The following is a 24,761-nucleotide window of genomic DNA, read 5'->3' on the forward strand; positions in this document are numbered from 1 at the left end:
TAATAATGCCTACAAATAAAAAAAATATTCTATTCTCTTATTTCCTACTTCTTGAAATCCTTTTCTCCTGCTCAAAGCCTGTTGGAAAATTAGCTTGGGGATATCTGAAGGATGTTGAATTCTTAATTGATACCCTTATGGTGGATGCCGGTGAGGAGATTATTTTTTTGAAATATGGATTACAGACTGCTGATGTTAGTGTGGATGGAAAATACCTTTTGAACTTCAATATGGATGACCATACCCTAGAGAAAATCAATTTGGATCGGCTGGTACTTGAGGAAAAGATCCCCTTCGAGAAAGAGGGCCCAAATGGGACTGGGGATGTTTTTGGTGGATTTGAAATCAGAAATGAAAATCAATTCACCATCACAGATATGAGGGGGACTTCATTATTTGCATTTGATGGGAATAAACTGATGAGTATACGGTATGATAGTTTCTTTTTAGAAAATGACCTAATGTCAGGTGGTGAGTACATCAGTCAATATACCTTTCTAGATAAAAAAGCCGAAAAGCTTTACGCTTTGATCAATCGCTGGGATTCTAAAGCCACTGAATTGGGTGTTTTTCATGTAGAAACCTATGATGTTTTAAGAGTCTCTTTGCCTGATTTTCATGATCTATCGAAGTATGCCATTACTTTGTGGATTGGGAAGAGCAGCTTCGGAAGTGGACCAAGTGTGGCCTTGAAAGGTTTCGATAATAAAGTGGTTTTATCAAATCCGACAATAAGCTCAATGGCAATTTATGATACAACTAAGGATTCACTTTATGTGAAAAACTTCAACAGTCAGTTGACCGTTAATCAAAAAATCGTTAATTACCAATTGGAGCATGAAACTGAGGAAAGCTTGGATGCGGAACTAGCCAGATTCTATCAGGAGATACATTTCTTACCTCCTTTTTGGGATGAGCAAAACCAGGTTTTTTATCGATTTTCTTATATGGATTTACCCTCCAATTCCGAAAACCGGTCTGGTGTCCAATCTAGAATTTTCTTGTCAGTTTTAGATAAGGGCCTAAACCTTATTGGAGAAGCACAAGTGCCTGGCTTGGACAAAAAACTCACAAAATCATTTTCAGGCCAGTTTCCTAAGCATTTTGCCAAGGATGGTAATATCTGGATTTATGAGAATATGAATGACGAGATGTGCTTTGTGGTATTATCCATAACCAAGGAATAATAGAATTACTCTGAAAGCAAATAATCCAGTAAAATAGTTAGGTCATATTATTGATCAAAAATTAACTTCAAAGGCCTATAATTTCAAAGGGGAGCCACTTGATGATGAAGGTGATCCTGTAGTTCTTAATTTATTGGATGCCAGCAGTGACACATTCTATTATGTAAAAACAATTGGGTTTACAAATGCTTGAAAGGAAGAGCAAAATCCTGTAATCGGGATAGTCAGATTAAAATAATCAAATTAAAACTAGTCCGTCAATTCTTTGAAAATGCTTTTTATTTAAAGTGGCTAAAGGAATATTGTGGTATTTTGCTGTAGCTCCAATTAGTAAATCTGCCAAATCAATCAATTTGTTTTGCTTTTTCAAAAAAGTATAAATATCAATTGCAACTATTGAACAATTTTGGTCAAAAGGTAAAATGGTTAGCTTATTGTATAATTCATTCCAAAAGTCAGAGTTAGAAAGCTTATTTCCAATACCAATCTCATATTGTGTGATGGTTGAAATTGCGAAACCATTTTCCTCCGACAATAATTCAAAAAAATAAGATTTTGACTTATCTTTTTTTCTAAAAAGATCGATCAACACCGATGAATCTAAAAGTATCATGCTATTCTTGAGAGGTTAATATGCTTTCTGGCATTTTTGAAAGCCTCTATTTGCTCATCTGTCCATGTAGGAGCCTTTAAGATTAGCTTTTGAAAATCTTCTTTCGAAGCTGATCTCTTGGTTTTTTCTTTCTGATTTACCGATTCAAAAAGTTTCTCTTTCAAATCTTCAGGCAGTTGACTTACGATTTCAACCAATTGTTCAAATTTAATATCCATTGTCAATTCCATTTCTTTTTGATAAAGTTACGAATATCCAAATTAACCTTATAACCCCTGTTTTCAAAATATCAGTAAATCAAGATGTCCTAATTTCAAATTAGTTTAACAGAGGGTGATTTCACCTCACCCCATAACTCAGCCTCATCGTAATCGATGCGCTTTTTTCTTTAGAGGAAGTATTAAAAGTCCCACCCCATGAATAATCCTCTGTGGAATTCTGACCTGTAATCTGAAAAATACCCATATTGGCGGAGATCAATCTACCCAGTTTTGATCCTGAATTTTCAGCAATCCGTTCTGCTCTTAGCCTTGCATCTTCTGTGGCTTTGGAAATCATTTCGATTTTCAGACTTTCCAATTCTGTGTAATAATATCTGGGTGGCTGTGAATAGAATTTTACTCCCTGAAGCAGCAATTCGGTTATCTCTCTCGAAATCTGCTCTACTTTGTCCACTTCCTTGGATTCAATCTGAAGGGACTGATTCAATTGGTAACCCTTGAAAGTCTGGCCCATAAAATTTCCATTGCTGCTGTAATTTTGATCATAAAGAGGGTTGGTATTCACCGCTTTGAAAATAATCTGTTCTTTGGGAATGCCTTTGGCCACCAAATATTCTGTGACTGCCTTCCGGTCTTTTTCAAGATCAGAATAGGCTGTTTTGATTTCATAATTCTCCCTACTGAAATTCCCTTCCCATACCACAAGGTCTGATGTGAAATTCTGTTGCCCCAAACCAGTGACATCGACCGTACCTGATTTTTTATTTCTGTTGATAATGGCATTGCCCAAGATAGCTGCTGCAATGATGATGGACAAGGCAAAAATGATAGCGGTAAGATGTTTTTTCATAGTAGCGGAAATGAATTACTTCCTTAAAATTACAATAATATACCATATTGTTAAATTGAACTCAACGTCCGCCTCCGCCTCCGCCGCCTCTTCCACCTCCGGAAGAACCTCCACCTGATGATCCACTGCCGCCGCTGCTATTCGTGCCTGAGGAACGATTGATGGAATTGGTAAGGGATCTGTTGATATGATTCCCCAATGCACCATAGGAATATGCCCGGGAGCCCGAATACCAAGAAGTGCGGTGCTGGTTTTGAAGGCTGGCTCTTTCCATTAAGGTTTGGAATTTCTGTCCCCAGATTTTGTCCACTTTAAATGCCATGGCGTACGGAAGGAGCTTTTCAAATACTTCGGGAGTCAACTTTGGAGGATTGAACATCTGAAGTTGTCTTTCTTCAGCAGCACTCAAATACCTTTTGAAGCCGTCAATTCTTGCCTTTAAATCCAATTTTTCTTCACTTGGCCTACGGATCAGATAGATATAGGTGAAGAAAGAAATGACTGCGAAAACAATAAAAACAATAAGCGTAAAATTATTCAGTGAAATGGCACTATTGGAAAATAAATAAAAAGAACCCCCCAAAAACAACATCCCTATCAAGGAAAAAAACAACCAGTTTGTCCCCCTTTTTTTTATAAGAGAAATGCTGATAAAAACCACAAAGAAAATAGCCAGAGGAAGTATTGGAATGTCTCCAATATTAAAATCCAGCGTTGTTGGTGGACCATAATAATTGTAATCAAATCTTCTTGCCACCAAAGCATAAATTATAAAAATAAAAACGGGACCAAACCAAAATTTCCAATTGCTCCCCTGTGTTAAAAAAGGTTTATGCTCCGTCACCAAACTGTTCATATAGGCCTGATACATACTTTTAAAATGGCTGCTGTATTTTCCATCAATGACCACGATATTGCTATTGGTGAAAAAATATTGCATCAGCTTCCGCTCTTCTTTGGGCAAAGCATCATCACCCTCCTTTATTTTTACCAAATGGAATTCGGTGGATTTAAATAATCCAAAGAGCTGATCTTTGCTTTTTTCTTCAATTCTCAAATACCCATTCACAGCCAAGTGTACAATAGAAGCAGATATCAACTCTCCCCAAAAATATCCTTTATGAAGCATACCCAAAGAAGCTGGGGACAAATCGGATGGAGGGTTAAATTCAGGGATGACAGTTGGGCTGGGTGGATCCACCCCATACTTTTGCCAGGTATAGATGTAATAGACCAAAAGGACTAAGGTCATAATACATGTAAATATCAATAAACCAAACTGTTCAAAAAAAGTAGGCGGGGGAGGAAGACTTACAATTCCTTTGGTAAATCCTGTTGCTATGGTGAGATTTTGCCCGGAAGCAAGGTTTTCTGCCCTGAACATCATTCTACCATCGGGAAGCGTTTCAGTACTGCAGTTTTGTTCAGTAGAGCCTGAATATCCTGTATAGCAAGAAGATTGTAAAAATTCCGCTTCTTGAGGAATTTGGACAGCTGCTGAAATGCCTGCAATTCTAAAATCCCAGCCAAAGCCATTCACATTCCAATACAGCTCATCATAATCCTCAAAATAGCCCAGTTGCCCTTCCGCAGTATATTTTATTTGAAAAGTATACCAGCCAGGTTCCAAAAAACTATCGTCACCAACATTGATAAACAATTTTCCCTGCTTCTTTTCTGTATCATAAGGACTGTCCCCGCCATTCATTTTTACGTGGATGACCTTATAATCGGTTTTGACAGTTTTATAACGATAATCCGTGCCGGACAAAGGCAAGGTCCTCACAATCCCTCTTCTGATCTGATCGCCGGCAGCATAAATTTCGATGGTCTCAGTAACGGTCAGCATGCCTGAAGCATCTACCTGCAAATCCGAGTGGAATGACCTGATGTATTCCTCCTGGGCATGAAGAGAAAAGGCAAAAACAGATGTAAGAAAGAAAAAAAATAGCTTTTTCACTTGAAACTGACTTTTGGTACACTTCGCTCGGTGATACTGTCAAGTTCAAAAAACGCGGATTTCTGAAATCCAAAATTATTGGCTACCAGATTACTTGGGAAAGAATCAATCAAAATATTCTGATCCCTCACGGAACCATTGTAGTATCGCCTCGACCGTTCAATATCCTGTTCAATGGAAGCAAGGTCTTTTTGCATCTGAAGAAAATTGGTGTTGGATTTTAGATCAGGATACCTTTCAGCTACAGCGAACAACCCCATAAGAGATCGGTTTAGGTTGTTTTCAGCGGCCTGTTGCTCCGCTACGCCTTGGGCTGATTGGGCGGCAGTCCGTGCTTGTGTGACGCTGTCCAAGGTTTCTCTTTCATGGGTAGCATAGCCTTTTACCGTTTCCAATAGATTTGGGATCAAATCATATCGCTTTTTCAGCTGAACATCAATGCCGCTCCATGCTTCTGAAACAGTAGTCCTTAATTTTACCAACCTGTTGTAAATACTGATGACATAAAATGCTAAAAGAATTGCAAGAGCAACGATAATTAGGGTGACAGTCATAGGCTTATTTTTAAAGTTCGAAATCAATATAAAAAGAAATGCTGGGTTTTCAAATTTGATTGGTTAGTAGGTAATCTCACATAACCCGCTGTTTATACCCATTTTTAGGTTGAGCATCAAGAGGGATGAGGTAACCATTGACAATGGCATATTTCAATACTCCTCCTTCAGCAAGGTAAAAATTAGTACTTCCACCCATACGGATATCAAAAGGGATCGAGGCGGAATTTTGCAACGCCAAAATGGGCAAATTATACAATTCCCAATCGCTTGCTTCTTTTACTTTCACGGCTAGAAACCCTTCTTTGAGCAATTCGAAAGCTTTTTCAGGAGTAATGTCTGAGAGTTTTTCAAATTCATTCTCATAAATTTTGCCTTCTACTATTTCCATACCTGTTGCGTCCAATTCCTCAAAACCATAGAAAATGGACAAATCTCCCAAATCTTCTATCGCTCCGTTGACATAGTAGGAATCATGTGCATCTACTTCCCGCTGTCGGATACCTAGATCCACTTTATACTTTAAGTCACCCTTATTCATGGATACATTTTTGAGCAGGACATCCATCAATCTGGTAGAATTGTCAGGAATCCCATAATAATCATCAAGGGAATAGCTTTCATAGCTCTGATCGGCAATTTCCTGGAGGGCATGGAGGATAATCATAAAATTCAGTTTTCTGATATACTGCTTTTCCGGATCATTTGGATATCCCCCGGATTCGATAAGAATCGTGCTCGTACCCCATTTTTGGATATTGTCTCCAAAAGCTCTGGGCTCAAAGGCATCATCATATTTCCCAACATGCCCCGGGGCAACTTCCTGAACGACTCTGTTCATACCTACTATGACCTGCATGGCTTTTTTTCGGATGTCATTGACTTCTGTTTCGTAATTGTAGGCAGGGGCCAAAACTGAAATTGCAGCTGGAGTTGGATTTTCTCCTGCTGTGTAATAGATATTCTGATCATGCAAATTGAAGCCAAAATGAGGAGAAAATGAATCTCTGGCATTTTTCAATATTACCGCTTCTGGAGAGGTAAGTTGGGCAGCATCCCTATTCAGGTCTATATTTAGGGCATTTCTTCTGTTCCATTGATCCATTCCATCAGGATTGAGCATGGGAATAAAGCGCAGGGTAAGTTTTTCCTTCAAGTTGTTTCTCAGGTTGTCAAATCCATCATCTTTGCCTTCCAAAAAATTGAAGAGGTCAAATAAAGCCATGGTAGCGGTTGCTTCATTTCCATGCATCTGTGACCACAACATGACCTTGGTCGGGCCATTTCCCATGGTCATTTGGTAGATGGATTTTCCTTCTACGGATTTACCTATTTCTAAAACTTCAAAATCACCTTTTCGGTCTTTCACCAAATGGATGACATCTGCATTTTTGAATCTTCTGGCCTGAACACTTTTCTCCTTGTACTTCTCGTATGCAGATTCTAAAACAGGAACATCTATGTTTGGAATAGCCACTCTCTGTTCACAGGAAACAGTTAAATGAAGAATAAGAAGAAAAACACTGAGCAATAATTTAATAGAACTATCTTTATTCATTGGGAATTTGAGTTAATTTAATTTCCTAAGTTAGGAACTTAAGCAAAAAAATAAATTTACTTTTGCCTCAAAATTGAAATTTAACTATGAAGCTATCATTCTTTGTCAAAGACTTGCCCCTCAAACATACTTTTACTATAGCTCACCACAGCAGAGATGTTCAAGATACCGTGATTGTAAAGTTGGAAGAAGGGAAGTATGTTGGCCTAGGTGAGACGACTACCAACCCATTTTATGGAATGACTGCGGATAATATATCCAAAAAATTGGAGGAAAGCAGGGAGTTTGTAGAATTGGGTTATTGGGAAAAGCCTCAGGAGCTTTGGGAAATCAGCAAATATATTTTTACGAAAAACCCCTTTGCCCAATGTGCATTAGACATGGCTGCTTGGGATTTGTATACAAAAATGCAGGGTAAAAAACTCTATGAGTACCTCAATCTTGATCCCAAAGCCATTCCGGTTACCAATTACACCATAGGCATAGATAGTATAGAAAATATGGTTGCCAAAATGAAAGAAGTTGATTGGCCACTATACAAAATCAAGCTTGGGACTGACCATGACATGGAAATCATCCGTGAATTGAGAAAGCATACGGATGCGGTTTTTAGAATTGATGCGAATTGTGCCTGGACTGTTGACCAAGCCATTGGATACTCAGAAGAATTGGCCAAACTCAATGTGGAGTTTATGGAACAACCGTTGCCTAAAGATGACTTGGAAGGCATGAAGGAGGTATTCAAACACAGTAGACTTCCCCTTATCGCTGATGAAAGCTGTATTCTAGAAAAGGACGTCAAAAAATGTCATGGATTGTTCCATGGCATCAATATCAAATTGGTCAAAGCAGGCGGAATCACTCCGGCATTAAGAATGATTCAAGAAGCCAAATCACTGGGAATGAAAACCATGGTTGGCTGTATGACCGAATCTTCCATAGGCATATCTGCTATTGCCCATATAGCACCTTTATTGGATTATGTGGATATGGATGGTGCGATGCTCTTGGCTAAGGACATTGCCAAAGGGGTCATTATCACGCCGGATGGGGTGACTTTTCTGGATGGTAATGGGATTGGGGCGGAGTTGATTTAAAGATCAATATTTAATGGATCCTAATGTAAAGGCCCATATTTTAAAGGGGATAGAGCAACATAAAAGCGGTAAAACGACAAAAATCGATCCTAAAGACTTTGATAAACTATTGGGTCTATGAGCTATGTGATTGAATTCACTGATCAGGCTTTAGCTGACATCGAAAAACTCAAAAGATCAGGGAATGTAGCTTTATCTAAAAAAGTCAGAATACCCATTTGGTTGGTTGAAGTATTTTCTTTCTCCGAACAAGAGTAGACGAATACACAGAAAATAAAGAATAGAAATTGCCTAATCATCATTTATCGATTTAACTATATCTTAAAACTCGGGATTAGCTATTAATATCAACCAATATCTAACCCGCCTCCCGGAGGGCAGGTATCCATTAATATCATTTATCCGGATCACTCTTTAGTTTAACTGTAGCCTTATATAAGCCAACTCATCATCCAAGTTGAGAAAAAGATAGATTTTGCCATCTTTCACGAATTGTGCATTTGGCATTTTTATCCCTAAGTCAGTAATTTCTTTTTCTCCGACCAGCTCAAAATCCGGACTTAAGATGCTGATAAAGCTTCTGTATTTTGTCTCCTCTTCTGCGACCTTAGGCAAGGTAAAATAAGTAAAACGATAGAATACCTTGTTCTGATCGTCCCAAACCAACTTTGTGAAATTCACCTCTTGCCCTATTTGGCGGCCTATTTCCCACATTTCTTCTTGTGAAGACACATCGTTTTTGTAAGTACCAGTTTTTTCATTTGGGGTAAGTATTTGGTCATATTGATGGATGACCAAGGTATCTTGCTGTGGATTGTAATGATAAATGCTGTTGACAGCATTGGTGAAGAAGAGTATCTGATCTTGCCATTTGATGAGTTCAAGACTAGGATGTGTCATTGATCTGCTCTGTCCATTCTCAGAGACCCATGAAATCCTATATTTATCCCGCTTGGCAAATTCGGACAAGGAGAGTATGTTCCTTTGTTGATTTTCTAGGTCCAGTTCCAGGATATCAGAATCCAATTTTTTAAAGTTTAAAAAACCACAGTAAATTTTCTTCCCATCATCGGAAAAATCCATAAAAGAAAGCTGTCCTTTTTCATCGAAACCTTCTGTCATCCAAGGTTCATTCAATTTGATTCTTTGAATGACTTCACCCTTTAAGTCGGTGATGGCAATTCTATCATCCCAGCCTATAAATGCCAATTGATCTTTTCCAAAAGTCCTTAATACATAAGCATTCTCACCAACTCCATTTGGCCCCTCTTTTTCAAAAGCTGTTTTTTCTAAAAGCCCAAATTCATCCAAGTCAACAGTTTCGATTTGAGAAGAATTAGGATCCCAATTGTAAAGCCTTTTCAAATCACGGCTGATTGCATGTCCATAGTTGTTGGTGGCGGCCATCAGGATTTCATTTCCTGAATCCACCATTACCGTGTCAATGCTGATATTGAAATCTGCATAAGGATTGCTGCTTTCCTTCGTCTCTTTATCCCCACAAGCAATCACTATGATGCCAGTGAGTCCTAAAAGCCATTTTTTCATAACCAGTAAAATCGAATATTTGAGTTTTCTTAAAAAGCGATGTTTAAAATCTGTTGATTAAATCATTCGGTTAATATAAAACTAAAAAGTCATTATAGAACGCTGATGACGCGGATTTTTATGATTTTCGCTGATTAGACCTGCGACTATCTGCTCAATCCGCGTCATCAGCGTTCAATCTCTCGAATCTATCAGTCTTAAAATGCTTCTCCGATAAATAAATAATACCCTGTTCCTTCCTGCGTAAAAGCCACATCAAATCGTGTGTAAATATCTTTTTTGGGAAAAAGTAAAAACCGCAATCCCCCACCAGCCGACCAAACAACCTTGTGGATCGCAGACTTGGAAAAATCGGGAAAGACTGTTCCTGTACCGGCAAAAGCAGCTGCGCCAATCCTGTTTGTAAAACCTAAAGGCAGTGGTAACATCCTAAATTCTATCTGGGTGGCCAATTGATTATTGTCCCTGAACCGACCCAAATAATACCCCCGCATCATACTGTCTCCACCCATTAGCGCCAATTGGTTGAATGGTACATCACCGGAATTGAACTGCCCTAAGAGTTGCCAGGCCAATACATTGTTTTTGCCTACAGGGGTGAATATTCTGGTATCGGAAATGATGGTATTAAAACCAAAATCACTAAAAGCAGGGAAATACCTTAAAAATGCCAGTTCTGAAAACCTTCCTTTCCTTACATTCAGCACATTATGCCTGTCATCATATACCAATCCTAAGCCAATGCCAAAGTTGGTAGATCCAGTATAGCCTAAGGGAAGATCAAATTCAGGAGCTTCGGGGGAAGGTTGGAAATCAACCCTTGAAATACGCTGAAAGTCCGCTTCCAATCCAAAATACAGGTTTCTTTTTACTTCCCGCAATACCCTTTCTTTGATCATGATCTGATTGGCATCTACAAGAGCGAGGTAATCTTCAGGGGTATCCATTCCTATGCCATGGTATTTCAGCGGAAAACTCTGCAACCTTATCCTTCCCAGAAAAAACCATTTGTTCTGATCTGAATAGATGGCATGGTCAAACCAAAGTCCATATTGGTTTTCAAGGGTAAAAAAGGTAAAACCATTGATTTCACTCAAACGGTTAGAAGTGTCTCTTTTTGCATAATAGACCAATAAAGAAGAAAGTCCGATCTCCCAACTTGTTTCCGGGGCATAGGCCAAGGTTGGATAAACCAAAAATTGGGGCTTGCTGATATCAGATGTATCATTGAGAATTCCATTGATATATCTTTTGACAAAGCCTTGGGAAAAAGCCTGAAAGCTACAAAGAGTTAGCATCAATAAAAGAGAAAAATACTTTTTGGACATACAGGCAATATACATGAAGAATTATAAGAAGGTTTGCAAAATGTAGGAAAGAAAATTATAAAAGAAAATCCCTGAAATTGTCTTTGTTTATAATTTTAAAAGTTGCCTTGTAGGATTCAACAAATTTTTCTGGAATTTTCGTTTTAGCCTTTGGATTCCACTTGAACTCAAAAGCATTTATTTTCCCATTGGCATCTTCCAGATAATCGATTTCTTGTTGCTGGAAAGTTCTCCAGAAATATCCTTTCACATACCGCTTGCTATAATTGTTGAATTTTAATCTTTCTGAAATCAGGAAATTTTCCCATAAAGCCCCAATATCCTGTCTCAATTCCAAAGGATTAAAGTTCTGAATAATAGCGTTTCTAATTCCATTATCATAAAAATAAATTTTTCTATTGGTTTTGATTTCGTTGCGAAGGTTTCTGCTGAAACTATGCAATGAAAATACAACATAACTCTGTTCAAGCAACTGAATATAATTGGTTACAGTATTTTTATCTATACCAACAAGCTGGGACAATTCATTATAGCTTACTTCACTGCCTACCTGAAAAGCCAAGGCCCTTAACAATTTTTCAAGCACTTCCGGTTTGCGTATTCCACCGAATGCTAAAATGTCTTTGTATAAATAAGATCCCGCAAGCTCATTCAAGACTTCCATTTCATTTCCAGGATGATTCAAAACATCAGGATAAAAACCATAGATCAATCTTATCTCAAGTTGTTGGACAGAGGATAGAAACCCCTGACTGTTTTCTAATTCAGCCCACGATATCGGATACATTTTGTATTCCCATTTTCTACCGGTCAATGGCTCATTTATAGTAGAATTCAGTTCAAATGCAGACGACCCTGTAACCACTAGTTGAATATCCTTGAAATTATCAACAATTATTTTAAGCGTAATGCCTATGTTTTGAATTCTTTGGGCTTCGTCAATAAAAACATATTGATAGTTTTTCAGGAGTGTCTTTAAGTCTTCTAAATTTGGTTCACTCAACAATTCTCTAACTGTTGCAATATCTCCATCTAGACTTAAATATTCATTTTCTTTCAGAATATGTTGCACTAGGGTAGTCTTACCAACTTGTCTTGGACCAACCACAATGATGGCTTTCCCTTTGTTGATCCGCTCTTTAATAATGTCTTCTAGTGTTCTTGATATCATAAAATTTAAGCTATTCACCAAATTTAATGAAATTCAGTGAACATATTCACTGTATTTAATGAAATTTGGTGAATAGGGTATTTATTGGCCTTTCCATAATTGGGAAAAGAACCGCTGACAGTTTTTAAAGGCCAACTTTTCAAGTTGATCTGTTGAAAGACTTTGAGAGAGTTTCTCCAAAATTGAAGGGTATTTTGAAGCATTTTCTGCTACAGGGAAATAGAAAGGATGACGGCTTTTATCAGCAAAGTCCTTGGTATAGAAATAATCCGCTCCGAAGCACATTTGATCTTCCGCACCGATTTCGAATCCATACAGAATATGTTCAAACAGCCTTCCAGGATTTTTATCATCCAAAAAGGCACGAAGAAAATTGATACCGATCAGACCTTTTCTATGGATCACCTCTTTGGCAAATTCATCAGTCAGGTTTCTCTTGTGATTCCATATCTTTCGGAAGTTGGAATGACTTGCGATAACCGGAATATCAAGTTTGCTTATATCAATATGATTCAATATACCTTCAGCCAACATATCCGAAGTATGGGAGAGATCGATGGCGATTTTTTTACCGGAAATGTAGTCCAAAAGCCTTTTCCCGTCATCTTTCAATCCAATGCCTTCTGTATAATTTCCTCCCCCAAATCTGTTTTCAGTATGGTGGGTCAAACTGATATAAGCCATCCTTCCCGTAAGCTTGATCAAACTTTCCAATTGCTCAAAGGCTTTGGAAACGTCTATTTTTTCATTGGCGAGCCCTGCAGCATTTTCTATGGCTGTGACCAATCCTATTTTAGATTCATTTTCCAAATTTGATAAAAATGGTTCATCAGCTTGGCAAACTTTATCTCCATAAGTCATCAACATCTCGCGATACTTGAAGGCCTGTTTTGTCGCAATTTCCATACTTCCAGCCGAAACATCAGTGTAGATGGCACAAACCTGTAATTTAACATTTCCTTTTTCCAGTAAAGGGATGGAACAGGCAATGTCATCGGACTTATCAGGTGCCGCATTTGGAATTTTGGCCAGATAGGATAAGACATCGCAATGGGTGTCAATGATAGGAAGGTTCATAATATTTGGGAATTGGTGTATCAAAGAAACCAAAAAACAACAGTTATTTAATACTTTTAGAACCAAATCTTCCTGAATTGATTTTGATTTAGGAACAAGTGACCATATCTTAACAAAACCTTTAAAAACAGATAAGATGCCAATTGCTAAACCTATCAATTTTCATAAATGGATTGAAGAAAACCGTCACTTGCTAAAACCGCCCATCGGCAATCAGGTGATGTACAAAGGGAATGATGATTTTATTGTGATGGTAGTAGGAGGGCCCAATTCCCGCAAGGATTTCCATTACAATGAAGGAGAGGAATTTTTTTATCAGGTGGAAGGGGAAATCACGCTGAAAATTGTAGACGAGGGTGAAGTTAGGGACATTACCATAGGAGAGGGCGATATGTTTCTCTTACCTGCCCGAACTCCACATTCTCCTAGAAGACCTGCCAATACCATTGGTCTGGTCATGGAACGGTATCGCATACCTGGCGAGAAAGATGGTTTCATTTGGCACTGCGAAAACTGTGGGAACAAACTTTATGAAGAGTATGCCGAAGTCACTGATATAGTCAATCAATTGCCACCGATAATGGAAAGATTTTGGAGCAATCCGGAACATACCAAATGTAAGAAATGTGGGTACTCAATGCATTTGGAGAAAAAATGACTTCATAATTCATTTGCTATCAAAGTGTTTTTTTACTTCCTCAAGACTGAAATAATCACCATTCTTTATTTGTTGTTGGGAGCTTTCTACAATATTTTTTATCTCCTCTGGAATTTGATCCCAGAAGTCTTGGGTTTCTTTTAAACGAAATTCAATTCCAAAAGCATTAAACATTGCTTCCAAAGCCTCCAACTGCTTCTTGTCTTTAGGTTGTATGATTTTTTCTTTAATTGTATCTCTAAATTGGTGACAATTTATCAAAAATTCAATGTACCTATTTCTTTTCCCTTGTACAAAATCAGGCTTTTGGGTTTCTGCTCTTTGTAAAAGTTGACAATATTCTGTTGTCCTTCAAATTGTTCGATCAAGGCCTCATTTCTTATTTGGACTATTTGAGGCACAGGAACTTTCAAGGCTTCCATATAAAACCAAACTGCTTCTTCTTCAATTTCAAACCCAAGATAGTCCAAGCTTATTTTTTGACCATTGACCATAATTTCATTTTTCTCCAACAAATAGAACTTAACCATATCTTCTAAAGCTTCCTGACTGATTGGATTCAAAAAATCAACCTTGGTTTTATAGGCATCAGCCAACGCAACCTCAAGGTCGTCCCAAAAGATTTTTTGGGCGATTTCCAAGCTTTGGTTTTCTGGATTGTATCTGATTTCGGTCAAACTGATATAGAAAGGGTGAAAAAACACCTTCCATCCCAAAAAGAGCATGAAAATGTAATTCAATTGCATAAGGCTTCCTTAATTTTATTTTCTTTGCAAATTATACATTATACTCGCAGTCCTGAAAATTATTCAGGTTATAATTTCTTAAAGCGCGCATGGGACAGTTTCAACTGTATTTTCAATTAGGTATTCAACATATTCTCGATCTGAAAGGATTCGATCATATATTATTCGTAGTCGCACTATGTGCCATTTATGTATTACGGGATTGGAAGAAAATCATCATTCTGGTGACTGCATTTACCATAGGCCATTCCATCACCCTGGCCTTGGCCACTTTGAAATTAGTCAGCATCAATTCGGACTGGGTGGAATTTCTTATTCCTGTTACGATAGCCATCACAGCATTTAGCAATATCCTTTCCCCTAAGCCAAGTTCAGGTAGAGGAATTCAGGTCAATTATTTCTTTGCACTTTTCTTTGGATTGATCCATGGCTTGGGTTTTTCCAATTATCTGAGGTCCTTGTTGGGAAAGGAAGCTTCGATATTTCAACCTTTGTTGGCATTCAATTTAGGATTGGAGGCAGGTCAGTTGGTGATTGTGGCCATCTTTATGGTGGTTGCAGGGATCTTAGTTGGAATAGTGGGCGTGAACAAAAAAGATTGGGCGTTGATTATATCATCAATTGTATTTGGTATGGCAGTGATGATGATGATTGACACGAAGTTTTGGTAAGCAAAGAATTTGAAGATTGAAAAATTTGAAGATTGGAAAATTAGAAAAACTTGTTCGCCGTGGCGGATTGAAAAATTGTATTTCCACTTTGCTGCAAAGAATTGGTTTATCCAAGTCAATGGAAAGGCAAATGTAGAAATAGGACCATCTTCCGTCTTCTGTCTTCTGTCTTCTGTCCATTTCAAGTAAGTATGTTAACAAAAAAGCAAGCAAAAATATAGCATTAACAAATTGATTTAGAGTTAATAAAATAAATATGAAAAAACTATCCATCCTTTTAACGCTCCTTTTTCTAGGCGGATTTTCGGCCATGGCACAATGGTCAGAACAGAATCATGCAGAAAGATTTGAGCAGCTAGGACCCATGTTGAGGTCACCCAACGTTTACCGTACGGCTTCCGGTGCACCGGGGCATATGTATTGGCAACAAAAAGCAGATCATGAAATTGAAGTTGAACTGAATGATGACAATCAGTCCATCAAAGGATGGCAGAAAGTTACCTATTTCAACAATTCCCCTGATGACCTCAAATACCTTTGGATACAACTTGACCAAAATGAGCGGGCCAAGGATTCCAATACCCCCAAGATTGCAGAAAGTAAAATTAATCCAAGGATGTCCATGAGGCAACTCGAAAGCATTGTATGGCATGATCTAGATCTGGGATACAAAATACTTTCTGTGAAGGATATGGGAGGAAATGATATCCCTGTTACCATCGTGCAAACCATGATGAGGGTAGATTTACCCCAGCCATTAAAAGCCGGAGAAAAAACCGAATTCACCATGGATTGGACTTTCAATATCCATGACAGGATGAGTTTTATTGGTGGACGTCCGGGTTATGAATTTTTTGAAAATGATGGAAACTACCTCTATACCATGGCAGAGTGGTTTCCGAGAATGGCAGTATATTCAGATTTTGAAGGCTGGCAGCACAAGCAGTTTGTAGGAAGGGGGGAATTTGCCCTGACCTTTGGTGATTATAAAGTCAAAATCACGGTTCCAGCTGACCATATGGTAGGTTCTACAGGAGTACTTCAAAATCCTGAACAAGTATTGAGTTCTACTGAATTGGACCGTTGGAACACAGCTAAAAATACTTTTGATAATCCTGTAGTCATCCGTACCCAAGCGGAAGCTGAGAGATTGGAAAAACAAAAAGCCAAAGACAAGAAAACCTGGGAATTCCATGCTGAGAATGTGAGGGATTTTGCCTGGACTTCTTCCCGAAAATTGATTTGGGATGCCATGGCAGTGAAACAGGGTGGCAATGAGGTCATGGCCATGTCTTACTATGCCAAAGAAGCCAATCCACTTTGGGGGCAATATTCCACCAGGGTTGTAGCCCATACCCTTAAATCATATTCTGCTCGAACCTTTGATTATCCATATCCAGTAGCCATCTCAGTGGAGGCTACAAATGGTATGGAATACCCCATGATCTGTTTCAATTATGGAAGACCTGATTCAGATGGGACTTACTCAGAAGCGATTAAAAACGGCATGATCGGTGTAATTATTCACGAGGTGGGACATAACTATTTCCCAATGATCGTCAACTCAGACGAACGTCAGTGGTCTTGGATGGATGAAGGTTTGAATACCTTTATGCAATACCTTGCCGAACAGGAGTGGGATAGGAATTTTCCTTCAAGAAGAGGTGCTGCCCACAAAATTGTGCCTTATATGAGAAGTGAAAAACATTTGTTGGAACCTATCATGACCAATTCTGAGAATATCATTCAATTCGGTCCAAATGCCTATGCGAAACCTGCTACGGGTCTGAATATTTTGAGAGAGACCATTATGGGCCGAGAATTGTTCGATTATGCTTACAAGGAGTATTCTCAGCGATGGATGTTCAAACATCCTACCCCAGATGATTTCTTCAGAACCATGGAGGATGCTTCCGGTATTGATTTGGATTGGTTTTGGAGAGGTTGGTTCTATGGAACTGATCCTGTTGACATTTCTTTGGAGACTGTGAACTGGTACAAATTGGATAATAGAACTCCTGCCGAGAAAAAGGCGGATGAAAAGAAAGCTTTTGAAGTTGAGGAAACCTATGTCAGTAAAACCTACAACTTGAAAGATACTCCTGTGACAGTTGTAGAAGCAGATCCGGCTACCAGAGATTTTTATTATACCTATAATCCATTTGCAGTGACACCGGACGATGATAAAGCCTATAAAGACTTTATGGCAAGATTGAGTCCTAAGGAAAAGGAATTGCTCAACAGCGGTTTGAATTTCTATGAGATGAAATTCAGGAATATTGGAGGCTTGGTGATGCCTTTGATCATTCAGTTCAATTACGCCGATGGTACTTCAGAAGTGGAAAGAATCCCTGCAGAAATCTGGAGATTGAATGAATGGGAAGTAAGCAAAGTATTTGCGAAGAAGAAAGAAGTGAAGAGTATCGTTCTTGATCCGTTCCGAGAAACTGCCGACATAGACGAATCCAACAACTACTGGCCAAGACAATTTGAACCAAGTAGGTTTGAATTGTTTAAAGGAGCGAGTGGTGTCCGAGGAGTATCTACCGGCGATAACCCTATGAGAAAGGCCAAAAGAAAGTAAAAACCTAAACCTTTGGGGTCTAAAACCTTTGGGGTCTTTTTTTGACCCCGAAGGTTTTCCCTCAAATCGTAAACGCTATAAATGTATAGCCTTAAGACCTTCAAGGTTAAAAAAACCTCAAAGGTCTACTAACACAACCTTTGAGGTCTTCCCTACCGCGACGCCAGGACCTCGAAGGTTTTGAGTTGAAAATTTTGATCATGAATACATGATTTACCACATAGTCCTATAGAGCAAATAGTTTTTGTGCCTTTCTATGAAACTGAAAGTGATTGTTTAATAACTATGTGCTCTATGTTGCTATGTGGTAATTGAATATGCGGAAGACCCTCGATTCCACAGATTCGGAATGAATGGCCCTATTTTTTTAAGGTTTACTAAATCTGCGGCGAAAGATTTTTTGATGCTTCATTATCAGGTATCGAGAAAACACTTAAAAAGCAATTCAAGTAGGTTTTTGGTCCTGTACTTCGCAAATAGTTGTACTATTTTACAATTGTACTTTACAAATAGTTTAGATCAATCCTCTCTCCCATAATCAAAAGGCAACAAATCCCCGACCTTTTCCCAAGCCATATAACCCTCAAAAAACAGGTCATAGGGGTGGAAATAACTGCCATTTTCAAAAATCTGTACCGCCTTTGCCCTCATGTCCATCAAACTTAATTGAGGTAGATTAGAGACAAATTCCCTGTTAGGCTCATCAACAACTCCCAAGGAGCGAATGGTTTTGCTGACATTTCTAAGGCTGTACTGCAAAAATGCAGGATCATCTGTTTGATTGGTATAAACGATATAGACAGGGGTAGTATAGGTGATGAATTTTTTCCCAGTAGCTGTAGAACCGATTAGAATAGTAGGGTCGATAGGGGTTCCAATTGGAGAATCAATTGAGTCAGGAAGGTTTTTGTCTTTGATGAGACTTTCAATAAATGACCTTCTCATTTTATCTTTTGTATCGTCTAGCTGGTTCCTGAGTTTTTCGACTTCCTCTTCACTTGGTTTCTTGGGATTGGGGACTTTTTCTGAAGTATAAATTTCATAGCCCTCCTCCATATTATTTCCCTGGTACAAGGTTCTGATAAAATGCATCACACTGCCAAGGTATGCTGTCCTCCTGTTTTCTTCGACCTTACGCTGCCTCCTTTTAGGCAATTGGTCTTCAATAAAAAACGGATAACCTGAGTAAGAAACCTGATTTTTTTGCTTGTCCAGTTCAAATCCTGTCAGGACATACTTGATGGTATATCCAAGATTTGGGTTTTCTATTTCCAATATCTCCTTGGATCTGGCTTGCAGGACATTAGGGAACGTTTCATCATCCAATATCAATACTTCCGAATTTTTAATAATGCATTTGGAAGCATTTACACTGTTGCCTAAAAAAAACTCCTTAAAGATTTCCAGATTATCATACCATGCTTTGTCTCGTTCTGCAGTGACTTCTCTTTCATTCAGATCAATTGGTGAAGGACTTATCCTGAATTCATAAGACTCATGTAAGGCCAAGGTAGAAATAGAATAGCTGAACGGTTCAAAGCCCATGAAGCTGATCACCAACTCATGATTGCCGGCAGGTATGGGAATTTCAAAAAAACCATTGGTATCAGTTACATCTCCAAAGCTGGAATTACTGATAAATACTGTCGCAAACGGTATGGGCTCCAAATTCTCCACATTCAGCACCTTGCCCTTGACCACAAACTGGGCGTTGACATGCAGGGAAAAAAAGAATGAGATGATAAAAAATTTAATCGCGGGTTTTTCAAAAATACCTTGAATATTCATCTTACAACTTTTAGTTGACTTTAAATTGGTAAGTGGCGCGTATTGGTTCACCGGTCTTGGACAGGCCTTCCAAATTTATTCGTACTTCCGGACTTCCTTCCGAGAGCGGAAATTCTATGGCTGCCTTTCCTCTTTCATTAGTATTGATATTTGGTGCCCAAAATATGGTGGATCGGTAATCAATAGCAATTGGAGCATTGAAATCGGGAATTGCCGAAGGGGTATAGAATTCCCTCACAGGCGCATAGCCCTTGGTTTCCAATGAGGCATTTCCCATTGTCGGATCATCACTGAAATCCCTGTTTGGATTTCCTGATTTGGTCAACACATTGATAACACCACCCGCCCCATCAGCGCCATAAACAGAGGCCTTACTTAGACTACGTAAAACATCAATTCGCTCAATTTCTGGTACCGGTAGGTTAGCTATAAGTCCAATCATAGCGGGATTCCCATCCAGAAAAAATGTTGCCCCTGTCAGACCACTTCCGGAAATAGCCCCTCCGCGGACAAGGACCGCCGGAGGTGGATTGACACTGAAAACATCACCGGCCACATTTACACCCGGAAAACGTCCTCGTAATAATTGAAAAATATTCTGGAAAGAATAAAAATCTTCGGTAACAATGAGGGACAAATCCGGGTTGTCATTGTACTGAATTGCCCTGTTGTCAGGGATAAGGGAGCTTCTTCTACCCCTGACCGTTACCTCTCCCAATTCGATTTCCCTACTCAGGACAAATTGCTCCATAAGATTCTTAGCCTCCTTGACCGTGACCATGTATTCATCGAAGTCCAGAAACTTGTCTTCATTGGGGAAACTGATGTATTTGCTTTTTTCAGATATAGGTTTTTCAGGAACCCAAAATTCCACCTCATTATTCTTCACCTCTTTCGGAGGAGCGGATTTTCTATCTCTTTCTATAAATGCCTGAAGATACATGGATACAGAATCCTGATAATCCAGGCCTATAAAAGAAAAATTTCCAACTTCATCTGTTACACCTTCGTGGACAAATGGGGTTCCAAAGCCGTGGTCAATCATCAAGGTAAGGTTGTGAGGCTCCTGAATAGGTTTGTCATTTGCCCTAAAAACCTTCCCACCAATAGAAAGACCCGGCTCAAAAGCATATTCAGGATCCTTCTTCAATCTGGCTAAATGCTCCCAAGAAAATCTCCTCCACCCTTGTGTAAGGAGGAGATTGTCCAGATACTTTTCTGCATTTTTGTTTTCAGGATTGAAATAATAATACGGCTCTTCTATTTCCCCTTTGACCTCGGAACTCAGCTGTAGGTAAGAATAGATATTTTGGCTGTTTTCCAAATTCATCACCTGATAAGCATCCGTGACCGAAATGGAAAAATTACCCTCAATAGGACTCTCAAACTCGTCCATGACTTCAATTTCCATCTTGACCCAGTCCTTGGGTTTGTATGTGTTATTCTCCGTATAAAAATTAGCAGATCCCCTGGCAAATGGTAACATGTAAACCAATCGTTCTGCCAATAGGGTGGTTTCTTCATCCATTAAAGTAAAAGTGACCAAACCCGGCATAAAATCATCTTTATCCAAGACTATACTGTTGCTGCCCAGAGACCCATCAAATTCCCCATGATATACAACCTTGCCTTTTGAAAGACCTAATAAATGTAATTTTTCACCACTTATCCCTTTTCCTAGATTATGGCTAATTTTTATCTCTATCTCGTCTTCTGAGATAAATGGATTGATTTCAAGAACATATCCGAGTGACTGTACAGTAGAAAACCTGAACCTTGTCCAATCTTTGTCAACAGACTTAGCCACCACTTCATAGTTTTGGTTATTCTGAGGTGTAAACATAAATTGACCCATTCCCAAGTATTCAGATTCAAAGCGCAAAAGGGTGTCTTTTTTGGCATCTAAAACATATCCTATGATATCCGTCCCTTTGCCATATACATTGGTAGCTTTGAACCCGACTTTGCTTTTAATTCCGTTTATCAGATTACCACCTTCAGGGAAAAATTGCAGGTTCAGTTCCGGGTCTCTGCTTCGGAATTCCCATCCATCACCTAAGTCACCCACCCAAATGTCCTTTTGAAAAAACGCATCTGTTCCAAAATTACGCATCCATTGGGTATATGCCCTGATGGTATATGCCCCGGGAACCAAGTCTCTGGGCAAAACAAAATCCCCTTGTCCGGTTCCATCTTCCATTTTGATGATGATCTGATTGACCAATCTGTCCAATTTCCCATCGATAAGGTCGACATACAAAGGCATCGTAGGTGTAGCTTCCGGCAGTTCCTTATTGGATTCAATCAGGCCATAAGCTTTGATCCAAATGGTATCGTTTAAGAAATAATGCGGTTTATCGGTGTGGAGGTATATCTTTTCCCAAGGGTATTTTTCTGAGTATTGGTCTATCAGATTGACGATGGGAAATTGGTCCTGTGCAAAAACTGAGGATTGAATTAAAAAACAAAGTAGGATAAATAACGGACGTGTCAAGAGCTTCATGCAAGGACTTTTTAGTTTGTCAATATAATGAAAAAACGGATAAATTAACTTGGATGTTTATATTGGTCCAAAGTACTATACGTTTTCAAAAGCTTTTTTAATAGGTTTAGAACCTAATTCTCCATTCCATAATCAAAGGGCATCAGGTCACCTACTTTTTCCCAGGCCATATAGCCTTCAACGTAAATGTCGAGTTGATGGAAATAACTGCCATTTTCGAAAAGCTGAACTGCTTTCCCCTGCATTTTCAATTTGCTGACCTGTTTTTGGTCTGCAGAAGTTATTTCTATTTTAAATCTGTTACCATAACCACTCTTAAGTGATTTGCTATCAACTACATCCCTATAGTTTGGCTCTTCAAATTCGTTGAGGTAAAGGATGAAAATAGGTTGATTGTAAGTTAGAAACAACAGGTCATTTCTGGAAATCTCTACCACCTCGTTTCTTTCCATAGGTTTTTCTGAAAACATCTCGATTTCATCAGGCAAACTTTCTTTTGCTATAACTCTGCCCAAACTATCCCAAACTACTGGAGTATTGGTTTCCTCAATCAGATTCTTTGCTGACTCGATTGTGGCGATATCAGGTTTTTCAGGATTAGGTGCCATTGTCAAGCCATAGATCTCAAAACCTTCTTCTTTTAATCTATCCTGATAAAGAGACCGCATAAAATGATTTACGCTTCCATTAAATGCCCTGCTTCGTTGTTCATCAATCCTTTTTTGCTTGCGCTTGACAACCTTATCTTCTATAAAAAATGGAGTTCCGGCAAATTTCATGACCTTGTTCTCAAAGTTATATTCAAAACCTTCCAGAATAAATTTGATGGTATAGCCAAGATTGGGATTCCTTATTTCCAAGGCTTCCTTAGACCTTGCCAATAATACATTTTTATCAGTTTCATTGTCCAAGATCAATACTTCAGGATTGATGATCTTACATTTTTGAGCATTGAAACTCGTTCCCAAAAATCTTTGGGTAAATATTTCAAGGTTTTTGTACCATGCTTCATCCCTTTTTTCCGACACCTGCGTCTCTTCCAGATCAAAGATTTCAGGAGAGATTTTGAAAGTATAATTCTCAGCTAAACTGAGTGTGTTAAAACTGTATCTGAAAGTTTGATATCCTACAAAACTAATGACCAATTCATGCCTACCTTCAGGTATTTGAATCGTAAATTTCCCTTCAGCGTCTGTAATATCCCCAAAAGTAGTGTTGTTGATAAATACTGTTGCAAATTCCAATGGCATATTGGTTTCACTATTCAGAACTTTCCCTTTAATCTCAAATTGTGAGAAAGCGTATTCAGGGAAAGCCAATATAAAAATCAAGAAGAAAAAAATGATAAAATTTTTCATATTAAACCATTAAAGATATTGGGTTATCAATATCGAATACGAAACAATTAATCGATAGTTTTTGAAAACACCAAATAGACTTACTGTTTATTGGAAGAGTTATTTAAAAAAAATGTAGGTCCGCAGGAATTATAAGCTATATCACCTCATTCAATCCAAAGTAAAATGCCCTTTGATCACCGAAAGCAAAGTCAAGCCTGATATTTAGTCCTTCCTGATTGAGTCTATACCTGAATCCAAATCCTGCTCCATATTTGAAGCGGTTCCAATTGAAATCAGATGCATGGGCTGCGACCTGTCCTGCATGGCCAAAAACCACCATACCCAAATTTCTATATAAACGTAGTCTATATTCTGCCTGATGCACCATGGCATGGTTATCCCTGTACCGGCCTTCAAAAAAACCCCGCATTCTGTCGCTTCCCCCAATCAGTGACAAATGTTGAAAAGGAGGGGTTCCTGTGGTGAAGCTCCACCAACTTTGCAGCGCCAAGACCTGTTTTTCATTGGTTTTGAAATACTTTCGGAAGTCTAGGGTATACTGGCTAAAATTAAAATTGCTGCCAAGGAAAGAAGCGTATCCTGTCCATTCTACGCTGTTGAGCCAGCCTTTGGTGGGTTGAAATATATTGTCACGGGTATCATGGTTGAATACAAATCCCAAGCCTGAAATCCTTTGACCATCATATCCTGGGACTTGCGTCGTTTCCAAGACTCCTCCGGGAACTCTTCTGAAAATATCATCTACCCGGAACTCATATCTAGGTCCTAGGTAAAGTCCCGGTGCAATTTTTCTTTGGTAATTGAGATGAATATAAGCAAACCGGGTAGTGTAAAATTCTCCCTCTGAGATGACAGGTTCATTGCCAATTCCATAAAACTTGAAAGGGAAATTAGACAACTCTAACCTGGCATTGAGATACTCTTTGTTGTCATTTGCCCAAATGTCGAGTTCTGTGGTGAAAATGGTCTGATTGTTCAGGGTGTACAAAAAGGTAATGGGAAGAGAAGAAGGACGAAGCGTTGAGGATTGCTTTTCCTTGTATCTAAATACTCTAATGGCCCTTAACCCCAACCCTAGGCTTGTTTCGGGAGAATACACCACAGCTGGGATGAATGCCCAATTTTCTCCTGAAATCTTATCTATTACCAGATCACCAAAATCAAATAATTTTTCGATAGGGGCTGAATTTCCAACTGAATCTTTGGAGACTTGGCCACTTACCATTTGGGAAGCAAAGAAGGAGAAGATAAATATTGGTAGGGCCCATTTCATAAGGGGGCAAATG

General features: G+C 38.7%; 22 protein-coding genes. 6 read left to right on the forward strand and 16 right to left on the reverse strand.

The annotated features are described in order from the left end of the window. Positions 1 to 5: 5 nt before the first annotated feature. Positions 6 to 1,187 (forward strand): DUF4221 family protein, encoded by a 1,182-nt coding sequence (locus tag HMJ38_RS16090; RefSeq protein WP_194975445.1) that lies wholly within the window; start codon positions 6 to 8, stop codon positions 1,185 to 1,187. 238 nt (positions 1,188 to 1,425) lie between these two features. Here the strand turns inward: HMJ38_RS16090 and HMJ38_RS16095 are convergent, their stop codons facing one another. The 6 genes from HMJ38_RS16095 to HMJ38_RS16120 form a co-directional block, all read right to left on the reverse strand. Then, complete coding sequence (locus tag HMJ38_RS16095) at positions 1,426 to 1,800, reverse strand: type II toxin-antitoxin system VapC family toxin (RefSeq protein ID WP_194975446.1); 375 nt, start codon at positions 1,798 to 1,800, stop codon at positions 1,426 to 1,428. Continuing rightward, positions 1,797 to 2,018 carry a hypothetical protein gene (locus tag HMJ38_RS16100; protein ID WP_194975447.1) on the reverse strand — a complete coding sequence of 74 codons (222 nt, stop codon included), beginning with the start codon at positions 2,016 to 2,018 and terminating at the stop codon, positions 1,797 to 1,799. The genes HMJ38_RS16095 and HMJ38_RS16100 overlap by 4 nt, the downstream gene beginning before the upstream one ends. A 121-nt stretch (positions 2,019 to 2,139) precedes the next feature. Beyond that, positions 2,140 to 2,871 (reverse strand): SIMPL domain-containing protein, encoded by a 732-nt coding sequence (locus HMJ38_RS16105; RefSeq protein WP_194975448.1) that lies wholly within the window; start codon positions 2,869 to 2,871, stop codon positions 2,140 to 2,142. Positions 2,872 to 2,932: 61 nt separating this feature from the next. Beyond that, the gene (locus HMJ38_RS16110; RefSeq protein ID WP_317174542.1) at positions 2,933 to 4,831 is read right to left on the reverse strand and encodes a DUF2207 domain-containing protein; all 1,899 of its coding nucleotides are present in this window, start codon (positions 4,829 to 4,831) and stop codon (positions 2,933 to 2,935) included. Further along, positions 4,828 to 5,385 carry a LemA family protein gene (locus HMJ38_RS16115; protein ID WP_194975449.1) on the reverse strand — a complete coding sequence of 186 codons (558 nt, stop codon included), beginning with the start codon at positions 5,383 to 5,385 and terminating at the stop codon, positions 4,828 to 4,830. Before HMJ38_RS16115 ends, HMJ38_RS16110 begins: the two co-directional genes overlap by 4 nt. Positions 5,386 to 5,461: 76 nt before the next feature. After that, complete coding sequence (locus tag HMJ38_RS16120; protein ID WP_194975450.1) at positions 5,462 to 6,943, reverse strand: M14 family zinc carboxypeptidase; 1,482 nt, start codon at positions 6,941 to 6,943, stop codon at positions 5,462 to 5,464. Positions 6,944 to 7,029: 86 nt separating this feature from the next. Here HMJ38_RS16120 and HMJ38_RS16125 point away from each other — a divergent pair, with 86 nt between their 5' ends. After that, a complete protein-coding gene (locus tag HMJ38_RS16125) occupies positions 7,030 to 8,040 on the forward strand; it encodes a dipeptide epimerase (RefSeq protein ID WP_194975451.1) in 1,011 nt (336 codons plus the stop codon). Positions 8,041 to 8,157: 117 nt separating this feature from the next. Continuing rightward, the gene (locus HMJ38_RS16130; protein ID WP_194975452.1) at positions 8,158 to 8,298 is read left to right on the forward strand and encodes a hypothetical protein; all 141 of its coding nucleotides are present in this window, start codon (positions 8,158 to 8,160) and stop codon (positions 8,296 to 8,298) included. Between the two features lie 156 nt (positions 8,299 to 8,454). Here HMJ38_RS16130 and HMJ38_RS16135 read toward each other — a convergent pair whose 3' ends face one another. The 4 genes from HMJ38_RS16135 to HMJ38_RS16150 form a co-directional block, all read right to left on the reverse strand. After that, on the reverse strand, positions 8,455 to 9,588 hold the full coding sequence (locus tag HMJ38_RS16135; protein ID WP_194975453.1) for a DUF4221 family protein: 1,134 nt from the start codon (positions 9,586 to 9,588) through the stop codon (positions 8,455 to 8,457). 197 nt (positions 9,589 to 9,785) lie between these two features. Next, positions 9,786 to 10,931, reverse strand: coding sequence for a BamA/TamA family outer membrane protein (locus tag HMJ38_RS16140; protein WP_228780096.1), 1,146 nt, complete (start codon positions 10,929 to 10,931; stop codon positions 9,786 to 9,788). 40 nt (positions 10,932 to 10,971) lie between these two features. Continuing rightward, positions 10,972 to 12,087: an ATP-binding protein gene (locus HMJ38_RS16145; RefSeq protein ID WP_194975455.1), complete on the reverse strand. Its 1,116-nt coding sequence runs from the start codon at positions 12,085 to 12,087 to the stop codon at positions 10,972 to 10,974. 81 nt (positions 12,088 to 12,168) lie between these two features. Beyond that, entirely contained in the window at positions 12,169 to 13,164 is a 996-nt protein-coding gene (locus HMJ38_RS16150) for a dipeptidase (RefSeq protein ID WP_194975456.1), read from the reverse strand. 136 nt (positions 13,165 to 13,300) lie between these two features. Between HMJ38_RS16150 and HMJ38_RS16155 the strand changes: the two genes are divergently transcribed. After that, a complete protein-coding gene (locus tag HMJ38_RS16155) occupies positions 13,301 to 13,822 on the forward strand; it encodes a 3-hydroxyanthranilate 3,4-dioxygenase (RefSeq protein ID WP_194975457.1) in 522 nt (173 codons plus the stop codon). Positions 13,823 to 13,831: 9 nt separating this feature from the next. Here the strand turns inward: HMJ38_RS16155 and HMJ38_RS16160 are convergent, their stop codons facing one another. Both HMJ38_RS16160 and HMJ38_RS16165 read right to left on the reverse strand, forming a co-directional pair. Next, positions 13,832 to 14,083: a hypothetical protein gene (locus tag HMJ38_RS16160; protein ID WP_194975458.1), complete on the reverse strand. Its 252-nt coding sequence runs from the start codon at positions 14,081 to 14,083 to the stop codon at positions 13,832 to 13,834. After that, the gene (locus HMJ38_RS16165; protein WP_194975459.1) at positions 14,080 to 14,568 is read right to left on the reverse strand and encodes a DUF6702 family protein; all 489 of its coding nucleotides are present in this window, start codon (positions 14,566 to 14,568) and stop codon (positions 14,080 to 14,082) included. Before HMJ38_RS16165 ends, HMJ38_RS16160 begins: the two co-directional genes overlap by 4 nt. Before the next feature lie 89 nt (positions 14,569 to 14,657). Here HMJ38_RS16165 and HMJ38_RS16170 point away from each other — a divergent pair, with 89 nt between their 5' ends. Beyond that, complete coding sequence (locus HMJ38_RS16170; protein WP_194975460.1) at positions 14,658 to 15,239, forward strand: HupE/UreJ family protein; 582 nt, start codon at positions 14,658 to 14,660, stop codon at positions 15,237 to 15,239. Positions 15,240 to 15,495: 256 nt separating this feature from the next. Beyond that, positions 15,496 to 17,823 carry a M1 family metallopeptidase gene (locus HMJ38_RS16175; RefSeq protein ID WP_228780097.1) on the forward strand — a complete coding sequence of 776 codons (2,328 nt, stop codon included), beginning with the start codon at positions 15,496 to 15,498 and terminating at the stop codon, positions 17,821 to 17,823. Between the two features lie 519 nt (positions 17,824 to 18,342). On the opposite strand, the gene HMJ38_RS16180 is transcribed toward HMJ38_RS16175, so the two are convergent. From HMJ38_RS16180 to HMJ38_RS16195, 4 genes are all read right to left on the reverse strand, one after another. After that, positions 18,343 to 19,611 carry a carboxypeptidase-like regulatory domain-containing protein gene (locus HMJ38_RS16180; protein WP_194975461.1) on the reverse strand — a complete coding sequence of 423 codons (1,269 nt, stop codon included), beginning with the start codon at positions 19,609 to 19,611 and terminating at the stop codon, positions 18,343 to 18,345. Positions 19,612 to 19,621: 10 nt separating this feature from the next. Further along, a complete protein-coding gene (locus HMJ38_RS16185) occupies positions 19,622 to 22,114 on the reverse strand; it encodes a TonB-dependent receptor plug domain-containing protein (RefSeq protein WP_194975462.1) in 2,493 nt (830 codons plus the stop codon). A 113-nt stretch (positions 22,115 to 22,227) separates the two neighbouring features. Further along, positions 22,228 to 23,472, reverse strand: a complete 1,245-nt coding sequence (locus tag HMJ38_RS16190) for a carboxypeptidase-like regulatory domain-containing protein (protein WP_194975463.1) — start codon at positions 23,470 to 23,472, stop codon at positions 22,228 to 22,230. A gap of 136 nt (positions 23,473 to 23,608) precedes the next feature. After that, on the reverse strand, positions 23,609 to 24,748 hold the full coding sequence (locus HMJ38_RS16195) for a BamA/TamA family outer membrane protein (protein WP_194975464.1): 1,140 nt from the start codon (positions 24,746 to 24,748) through the stop codon (positions 23,609 to 23,611). Between the last annotated feature and the right edge of the window lie 13 nt (positions 24,749 to 24,761).

It is taken from the genome of Aquiflexum lacus (assembly GCF_015476655.1).
Lineage (GTDB): Bacteria > Bacteroidota > Bacteroidia > Cytophagales > Cyclobacteriaceae > Aquiflexum > Aquiflexum lacus.

Excerpts from the sequence above, each read along its gene's own strand:
- HMJ38_RS16090 (WP_194975445.1), top strand. The coding sequence starts at position 6 with ATGCCTACAAATAAAAAAAATATTCTATTCTCTTATTTCCTACTTCTT.
- HMJ38_RS16095 (WP_194975446.1), bottom strand. The coding sequence starts at position 1,800 with ATGATACTTTTAGATTCATCGGTGTTGATCGATCTTTTTAGAAAAAAA.
- HMJ38_RS16100 (WP_194975447.1), bottom strand. The coding sequence starts at position 2,018 with ATGGATATTAAATTTGAACAATTGGTTGAAATCGTAAGTCAACTGCCT.
- HMJ38_RS16105 (WP_194975448.1), bottom strand. The coding sequence starts at position 2,871 with ATGAAAAAACATCTTACCGCTATCATTTTTGCCTTGTCCATCATCATT.
- HMJ38_RS16115 (WP_194975449.1), bottom strand. The coding sequence starts at position 5,385 with ATGACTGTCACCCTAATTATCGTTGCTCTTGCAATTCTTTTAGCATTT.
- HMJ38_RS16120 (WP_194975450.1), bottom strand. The coding sequence starts at position 6,943 with ATGAATAAAGATAGTTCTATTAAATTATTGCTCAGTGTTTTTCTTCTT.
- HMJ38_RS16125 (WP_194975451.1), top strand. The coding sequence starts at position 7,030 with ATGAAGCTATCATTCTTTGTCAAAGACTTGCCCCTCAAACATACTTTT.
- HMJ38_RS16130 (WP_194975452.1), top strand. The coding sequence starts at position 8,158 with ATGAGCTATGTGATTGAATTCACTGATCAGGCTTTAGCTGACATCGAA.
- HMJ38_RS16135 (WP_194975453.1), bottom strand. The coding sequence starts at position 9,588 with ATGAAAAAATGGCTTTTAGGACTCACTGGCATCATAGTGATTGCTTGT.
- HMJ38_RS16140 (WP_228780096.1), bottom strand. The coding sequence starts at position 10,931 with ATGTATATTGCCTGTATGTCCAAAAAGTATTTTTCTCTTTTATTGATG.
- HMJ38_RS16145 (WP_194975455.1), bottom strand. The coding sequence starts at position 12,087 with ATGATATCAAGAACACTAGAAGACATTATTAAAGAGCGGATCAACAAA.
- HMJ38_RS16150 (WP_194975456.1), bottom strand. The coding sequence starts at position 13,164 with ATGAACCTTCCTATCATTGACACCCATTGCGATGTCTTATCCTATCTG.
- HMJ38_RS16155 (WP_194975457.1), top strand. The coding sequence starts at position 13,301 with ATGCCAATTGCTAAACCTATCAATTTTCATAAATGGATTGAAGAAAAC.
- HMJ38_RS16165 (WP_194975459.1), bottom strand. The coding sequence starts at position 14,568 with ATGCAATTGAATTACATTTTCATGCTCTTTTTGGGATGGAAGGTGTTT.
- HMJ38_RS16170 (WP_194975460.1), top strand. The coding sequence starts at position 14,658 with ATGGGACAGTTTCAACTGTATTTTCAATTAGGTATTCAACATATTCTC.
- HMJ38_RS16175 (WP_228780097.1), top strand. The coding sequence starts at position 15,496 with ATGAAAAAACTATCCATCCTTTTAACGCTCCTTTTTCTAGGCGGATTT.
- HMJ38_RS16180 (WP_194975461.1), bottom strand. The coding sequence starts at position 19,611 with ATGAATATTCAAGGTATTTTTGAAAAACCCGCGATTAAATTTTTTATC.
- HMJ38_RS16185 (WP_194975462.1), bottom strand. The coding sequence starts at position 22,114 with ATGAAGCTCTTGACACGTCCGTTATTTATCCTACTTTGTTTTTTAATT.
- HMJ38_RS16190 (WP_194975463.1), bottom strand. The coding sequence starts at position 23,472 with ATGAAAAATTTTATCATTTTTTTCTTCTTGATTTTTATATTGGCTTTC.
- HMJ38_RS16195 (WP_194975464.1), bottom strand. The coding sequence starts at position 24,748 with ATGAAATGGGCCCTACCAATATTTATCTTCTCCTTCTTTGCTTCCCAA.